8 protein-coding genes are annotated in these 7,222 nt (G+C 33.2%); 2 read left to right on the top strand and 6 right to left on the bottom strand.

Translation table 11 applies throughout. The features are described 5' to 3' along the window. From HMPREF3023_RS07975 to HMPREF3023_RS07965, 3 genes are all read right to left on the bottom strand, one after another. The coding region (locus HMPREF3023_RS07975) for an S-layer homology domain-containing protein (protein WP_210400923.1) at positions 1–1,035 on the bottom strand (1,035 nt) is incomplete at its 3' end. Between the two features lie 239 nt (positions 1,036–1,274). Continuing rightward, the gene (locus HMPREF3023_RS07970; protein ID WP_070702379.1) at positions 1,275–1,538 is read right to left on the bottom strand and encodes a hypothetical protein; all 264 of its coding nucleotides are present in this window, start codon (positions 1,536–1,538) and stop codon (positions 1,275–1,277) included. A 173-nt stretch (positions 1,539–1,711) separates the two neighbouring features. After that, positions 1,712–4,099 (bottom strand): S-layer homology domain-containing protein, encoded by a 2,388-nt coding sequence (locus HMPREF3023_RS07965; protein WP_070702377.1) that lies wholly within the window; start codon positions 4,097–4,099, stop codon positions 1,712–1,714. Between the two features lie 1,438 nt (positions 4,100–5,537). On the opposite strand from HMPREF3023_RS07965, the gene HMPREF3023_RS07960 reads away from it, so the two are divergent. Both HMPREF3023_RS07960 and HMPREF3023_RS07955 read left to right on the top strand, forming a co-directional pair. Further along, on the top strand, positions 5,538–5,882 hold the full coding sequence (locus HMPREF3023_RS07960) for a type II toxin-antitoxin system RelE/ParE family toxin (RefSeq protein ID WP_070702375.1): 345 nt from the start codon (positions 5,538–5,540) through the stop codon (positions 5,880–5,882). After that, entirely contained in the window at positions 5,879–6,154 is a 276-nt protein-coding gene (locus HMPREF3023_RS07955) for a helix-turn-helix domain-containing protein (protein WP_172605468.1), read from the top strand. Before HMPREF3023_RS07960 ends, HMPREF3023_RS07955 begins: the two co-directional genes overlap by 4 nt. Positions 6,155–6,203: 49 nt before the next feature. Here HMPREF3023_RS07955 and HMPREF3023_RS07950 read toward each other — a convergent pair whose 3' ends face one another. The 3 genes from HMPREF3023_RS07950 to HMPREF3023_RS07940 all read right to left on the bottom strand — a co-directional run bounded on the left by HMPREF3023_RS07950 (position 6,204) and on the right by HMPREF3023_RS07940 (position 6,991). Beyond that, on the bottom strand, positions 6,204–6,491 hold the full coding sequence (locus HMPREF3023_RS07950; RefSeq protein WP_070702372.1) for a hypothetical protein: 288 nt from the start codon (positions 6,489–6,491) through the stop codon (positions 6,204–6,206). A 21-nt stretch (positions 6,492–6,512) separates the two neighbouring features. Then, complete coding sequence (locus HMPREF3023_RS07945; protein ID WP_070702371.1) at positions 6,513–6,716, bottom strand: hypothetical protein; 204 nt, start codon at positions 6,714–6,716, stop codon at positions 6,513–6,515. Between the two features lie 68 nt (positions 6,717–6,784). Continuing rightward, positions 6,785–6,991 carry a hypothetical protein gene (locus HMPREF3023_RS07940; RefSeq protein WP_070702370.1) on the bottom strand — a complete coding sequence of 69 codons (207 nt, stop codon included), beginning with the start codon at positions 6,989–6,991 and terminating at the stop codon, positions 6,785–6,787. Positions 6,992–7,222 lie beyond the last annotated feature (231 nt).

Genomic DNA, 7,222 nt, shown 5'->3' with positions numbered 1-7,222 from the left:
AACTTTTTCTACTTTTACTGTCTTTCCAGCTTCTTCTTTAACTGTAAAAGTAATTTCTATTCCTTTATCATATTTCCCATTGTCTTTTGCTTTTGTTAAACCTTCTACTTCCTCTCCTGCTGTCAATGTATATTCTTTCACTTCTTCAACAGGTTCTGCTGGTTCTAACGGTGTTAGAGGAATATATGGCTCAGCCGGTTCTAAGGGTGTCAAAGGAATATAAGGTTCCGCTGGTTCTAACGGTGTTAACGGAATGTATGGTTCTGCTGGTGTAAGTGGTGTCAAAGGTCTTCCTTCTTCATACTTGAAAGGTGGATTGTATGAGTGAGACTCCCTGTATCCCCTTCTAGTATCCCTTACATTAATAACAGGCACAGATTTTATGGGTGATTTTAGATTTTCTGAAGTCTTTTTATCACTTTCCATAAAACCATTATAGAACATTGTAAAAACATCGCCTCTTAGTGCTTCTGCTGAATAGTCCAAGTCTTCACTAATGTTTGAGTTTTTACCAATAATTCCTTCTTCTTTTGCCCAAGCTATCCAAGATGTTGGCCACTTTGCATTGTCAATCATTTCCTTTGTTAGGTCTGATTTTTTTAGACAAACTAACATCTTAATTGCTTCTGCATTGGAAATTTTGTTTTCAGGTTTAAAAGTCCCATCTGGATAACCCGCAATAATACTTATATTATTATTTAAACCTTTTCCATCCTTGATTACAGAAATAATTCCATTAGCCCAATATTCTTTCTTTACATCTGTAAAGGGCTCAGATTTTCCTTGTAACTCTTTAGCTAAATCTTGCTTTTCTAGGGCATATACAATAACTGTTGCAAATTCGCTTCTCTTGATCTTGTCTTCAAGTTTTAAAGATCCATCTGCATAGCCATGTAGATAACCCTGGTCTTGTAAAGTCTTTATCTTTTGATCTTTATTAGCACTTGTTTGGAATTCTGGCGCTGCAAATGCATTAGTGCATGTTAGTGCCATAAAAATCAAAACTAAGATCAAAGAATTAACTTTTTTTGACATATTATTACCTCCTTATAATTAGAAAAATTTAATATTTTCATACCATCATAATACCACAAAACAACAGGCTTTTCTATGACTTTACAGACTTATAATGAATGAAATAAATCTATAATATTAAGAAAATTTAATATAATCTACGAAAGTTAAAATTTTAAATTTATTCCAATAAATTTTTATGTAAAAAAAAAGAAAAACCCGAGGTTTCCCTCGAGTTTTTCATTAATTAGTTAGACTAATTATTTAGCTTGACCTTCAACAATTTTTACAGTGTAAACGTCAGTAGCTTTAACGTCACCTTTTTCAAGGTGAGCAGTTACTTTTACTTCTTTACCTACAAAGTTGCCAAGCTTACTTGGATCTGCACCTGTAGCAGCAAATAAGTCTGCTAAAAGATTATCTCTGTTATCTTTTTTGTTTTCAGAAATTTCTTGTTTTGGTTGATTTTCAACTTGGTAGTATTTAAGGTTTGCACCATTTGCTACGTTTCCAAGAGCTACCATAGTTCCTGTTTCTTTAACATTATTAAAAGTAGCTTCTTTGTCAAGAATAACTACTGTAGCTGTTTTTGTTGCTGGGTCATATTTTAAATCAAGAACGTCTTTAACGCCTTTTACATTAGCATATTCAGCTTTAACTGAATCAGCGAAGATTTTCTTTAAATCTTCCTCATTTTTCAGTTTTTTTTTGCGTTTTCAACAGCTGTTTTAACATCAGCTAATTTTTTAGCGTGATCTTTATTTTCACTTGTTAATTTGAATTCTGTTTTATTATCTAATTCAGATTCAATTTTAGCAACTTCTTTAGCAACAGCATCTGCATTATCAGCTGTAACTTTGTCTGCTGGTGTTAAGTTTTCAATTGCTTCTAAGATATTAGCATATTGTTTTGCTAAATATTCATCAATTGTAACTTGACCAGGTTTTCTTACAAGTTTAGTTTGATCTTCATCATTTAATCTGATATCAGTTGCAATGTATAGACCATTGTTGTTTCTTTCGAATACTTTGAAAGCAATGTCTTTACCAATGTTAGCCTTTAGACCTTCTACATATTCGTCAGCAACGATGTATGTTGCATATCCGTTTTTGTCAGCTTCGTCAAATAGGTTGTAGTCAACTTTAACTACCATGTGGTAAACACCGTTAACGTTTTTAACTTCAACTAGTTCTCCAACTCTTTGAGCCTTGTCAGCTGTTGGAAGTACGCCTACCATTGAGCCTTTAAGTTTAGCATCTCCAAGAAGTGAAATAATTTCAGCTACGTTGCTGTCTTTATTTTCAACTCTAAATTGGATAGAAGTTCCTTCTTCTAGCTTACCATATCTTTCAGCAGAGAAGATATCAGCATCTCTGATGTCTAAGAATGTTTTTTCTCCATTAAGGTCTTCAATTTCGATAAATTTCTTATCGTCATCTACTTTAGTGATCTTAACGATTGGGTATTTTTCAGTCTTAGAGTGGTCAATTAGAGTATTGTAAATTGAACCTTCTCTAACAGTATCAAGTTCGATAACGTCAAGTTTGTCACCATATTCTAGTGGGAATCTTGCTGTATCATATACATTGTTTCTATCGAATAGTTTACCGTCAGTGTTTTCAAGAGTTGTCATGAATTTTGAAGAAGAAGATTCGATTACTCTGTATTTTTCTCCTTCAGCAGCTTTGTTTACAAAGTTGAATACTACAACTTTTGCAGTGTGTCTGTCAGCTGTGTTGTATTTGATAGCTTTCCAGTTTCTTCCAAGTCCGTCAGAATCGAATCCAGCGTAAACGCCAGCAATCTTATAGTCCTTATAGTTATGGAAACCAATTAGTGAAAGTGCTTCGTTAACGTTAGCAACTTTTTTCATTTGGTTGTTAGCTGGGTTAGCTACATAGAATTCAGTCTTGTCATTGATCTTAAGGTCAATGATATTATCTTTAACTTTATCTACATTGTGGAATCTAATGTATTTAGCATCAATGTTGTTGTCATTGAATTTAACTGTTGCATAAGATTCGCCAGTTTTGATAAGTTTTTGAGCTTCTGCAGCTGATTTAGCAACTGGGTTTACAGTTTCTACAGTGTTATCAGCAACGCCTCTCCAAATGTCGTTTTCAACAACTTTACCTGCTACAGCATTTTCGCCTCTAGCAAGTACTGCTGGGTTACCAAGTTCGATAATGTGAGTAACTTCGTTCTTTTCGTTAACAAGGATTCTAACTAGTGAACCTAGGTAGTAATCATCTGTCTTAAGGTTAAGTTCGTTAAGTCTAACTACTTGTTGTCTTGAAGCATTGTGTCCTGTTACAAATACAGTTTCTCCTGTAACCTTGTATTCCATTTTAGAATCTTGGTTAAGAGTTAAAACGTCTTTTGTAAGGTTAGAGATAATACCTCTTGTTTCGTTAGCTGGAACTCTCTTGAATTCTTTCATTGTGTAAAGAGCATTGTAAACCATAGTGAATGCATCCGCTCTGTTAGCTGCTTTGTTAGAATCAACAACGTTTACGTCGTCAAGAATTCCTAGTTGAGCTGCCCATGTCATCCATGAAGTTGCCCATTTAGCGTTTTTAACCATGTCTGCTGTAAGGTCTTTTTTAGCAAGAACTACAAGCATTTTTGCTAATTCAGCATAAGTTACGTCGTTTTCTGGCTTGAATGATCCATCAGGGTATCCTGCTAGCATAGCAATTCCGTTAGCGTCAGATGGAACTGTAGTTCCTACTGAGATAACTCCGTTTGCCCAGTGCTTAGTATCTACGTCAGAGTAGATTTTCATTGATCCTTGTAGTTGTTTTGCTAATTCTTCGTTACCGTTAGCAAGTACAAGTAATCTTGTGATTTCGGATCTCTTGATGTTTTTATCAAGTCCGTAGTTTCCATCTTCGTAGCCTTCAACAAGTTTTTTGTCGATTACGTATTGGATTTTGTTATCTTTTCCAACTACTTTTTCAACTTTTTCTCCAGCTTCAGCTTTTTTAGCTTCTGCTTTCTTTGTTGGTTCAGCCGCGAAGACACTTGTGAATGTTCCTAGTACCATAACTAGTGCTAGTACTAGAGAAATAATTTTCTTGTTCATTTGTCTTTCGACCTCCTTAAAAATTTTGTAGATTCTACAAAAGTCTCAAACTTTTGTCGCCGAGACTGAACTATCTCGACTATATAGAGGTCGACAAATAAATATCGCCTTTTGGTTTTATTTAGTTGTCATGTTCCTCTTGTGTCTCTATTATACACTAGAAATTTGCTTTGTAAAATTACAATTACATTACATAAAGTTTATAGATTGTCATGTTTAACAATATCTTCTTAACTATGTTGTGATTGTGTTTTACTTGGCGCTTTTCTGCGCTAATAGAGGCGGCCTTTTTTGACCGTATGTAGAATTATAACAAAAGGGTTACAGGATTGCAATTTTTATTTTCTTTTCTTTTGGGAAAGAAAGGAAGGGGTTAAAGAAATAATAAAGAAAGGGGTTTCTTCTATAAATAATATTTTCTTCTATAGAAATAGATTTCTTATATAGTAAAGAAGAAGGTTGTTAAAAAACCCAAGGCTTTTAGATTGATTCATAAATCCCTTGACTTTAATTCTTCTTTTATATAGTATAAAGATTTCTTCTTCAAGAAGTTTTTGTAAAGCCTAAGGCTTTAATTTCTTATTTGTATAACGTAAAGATTCCATCTTTAAAAGTTTTTGTAAAGCAGAGCTTTGCGAATCAATATTGGAGGGGCGTAGGGGCATCGTGAGGCCCCTTGCCCCTCCAAACCACCCCCTTCACCCCACGTACGTTGAGTCCAAAAAAATCGGCCATGCTAAATTTTCAAAACTCATTCGCTTCGCGAATTCAAACAGTTGAAAATTTTTAACGCATAACCAATTTTTTTGCTCATTAGATACACTCGATCAGATCACTGCTTAAGTATAAAGTTATAGCTCTTTATGAAGTCATGGAAGCTTATAGCCTCACTGCTCATTATTAAGATGTAGTTCCTTATGAAGCCATAGAAGTTTATAAACTCATAGATAATTATTAAGCTGTAAAAAAGAAGAAGCTTAATCAATACTGACTAAGCTTCTTTTGATTTGCAAGTTTTTAATCGTTTTTAGGTTTTGTTAAATAACTTTACATAAATTTGAAGCAGTGCATAGGTAAAACCACGAACTGAGGGAGAAAAACCCCGTAAGGCAAGACAGACGTTAAAAAATTCAACTGTTTGAGTTAAGCTATTGACTTTATGAGTAATTGAAATCAAATCTTAATTGATTGTTAGTTTTTAAATTTCAAAAGTGTAATCTTAACGAGTTTTGAATTTTAGGCTGTCTGCCGCTCGGGGTTGTTGGCAGAGGCCCCTGACAGGTCGTTGGGGGTGGTAAGGGGAGGTTTGGAGGGGACAAGGGCGAATCGAAACGCCCTAAGTCCCCTCCAAGAGTAGAATTAAAGCCTTAGGCTTTAGATTTCCCCTTGACAATATGTCTTATACACCATATTATATTTGTATAAGAGGTAAACTGGTATGTATGAAATTATATTTTATGATAAGGAAGATGGCAAAGTTCCTGTTGAAGAATTTTTAGATTCTTTAAGCCCTAAATTATTGGCGAAAACTTTAAAAGATATCGATCTATTGGAAAAGTTTGGCAATAATCTTAGAGAACATTTTTCAAAGAAGTTAAGTGATGGTATTTTTGAATTAAGAACAAAACAATCTAGTGACATAACTAGGATCTTTTATTTTTTTATTTTTGATAAAAGAATAGTTTTAACCAATGGTTTTGTTAAAAAGAGTAATAAAACTCCAAGATCTGAAATTGAACTTGCTATTAAATATAAAAAAGATTTTGAAAGGAGATTTTTATGAGAGCTTACAATGATTACAAAAAGGAAATTTTAAAAAATGATGAAATTAAGTCAGAATATGATGCACTTGCTCCGGAATACGACATTATAGAAGCCATGATTATAGCTCGTAATAATCTTAATCTAACACAAAAGGACTTGTCCGAAAAAACTGGGATTAATCAAGCAGACATCAGTAGAATTGAAAATGGTACAAGAAATCCAAGTCTAAAAATGTTAAAAAAACTAGCAAGTGGACTTGGAATGCAATTGAAACTTGAATTTAAAGGTTAATTTTTATTTTAAATTTTTATATTATATCAAAAAAGCTACGCTTTTGTTTTCATTTGCGAAAACAGCGTAGCTTTTTTGATTTGGCAAGTTCTTTAAAGGCTTTGTCATACTTATCCATAAGCTCACCTTTTACATTGTCTAAGTTTTTATAAGCTTCTTGGGATTTTTCCATATTTGTGTCAGGTCCATCAGCCAATTCTTTAAAAGCATCAATGTGTTCTTCAACAAATTTTTTAGCTTCTTCAAAGACTTTATCTTCTTCTTTATTAATTTTTAATTTTTTTATCCATGTTACACCTCGATATTTATGAAGATGGACTTGGCATTTAAAAGGCAATTTTATTTTAGAAAAATAAATTTATTCTATTTCCTCATCTTTAAGAGGAGCAACTGCATCTAATTTTACGCCGAATAATTTTTCAAAGTCCTCTTGTGAGACAAATTCTTCATTTTTTGCTGATTTTAGTCGTGAAATTGCAAGCTTTATGTCCATTTCATCTTCAAGTGAGTCAATTTCCCTATTTTTAAATGAATTCTCTTCAATTTTTCTAGTTTTTTTCAAAAAATCACCTAATTTTTTCTTTAAAAGCTCTCAAATTCGAGAGGGTTTTAAGTCTAACTTTGAAACTCTTATTCCTTGTCTGTTTTGGAAGAGATGCTTGCCAGTAGGTCTTTGACTTCTTGGAAGGATAGGCTGCTGCCTTCAATTTTTAGGGACTCGTAAGTAAATCTAAGTGCAAAATCTTCCTCTATTTTCTCAAGGATAGATGGTGAAATATTTTTTATATCTATTCTTAACTTATCAAGTGCTTGATCAATTTCCTTAAAACTTTCCAAGATTATCCCCCCTTCACTTTTTCTTTTATTATATTCTATTTGCCGAGATTTTGGCAATAATATCATAAATACTAAAAAAAGCCCAATCAATAAATGATTAAGCTTAATATTTCTATAACTTTGTCTTCATTTGTCACGTTGGCAATGATGCACCAGCTTGTTGAAATGTTATAAGGAAATAATCTCAGCCAATAAACCACAAGCTAATAAGGCAGTAAGCAAAAAGTTCGG

Origin of the sequence: Peptoniphilus sp. HMSC075B08, from assembly GCF_001815405.1 — a bacterium.
Taxonomy (GTDB): Bacteria; Bacillota; Clostridia; order Tissierellales; family Peptoniphilaceae; genus Peptoniphilus_A; species Peptoniphilus_A harei.
This window is presented reverse-complemented; position numbering and strand designations above follow the sequence as displayed.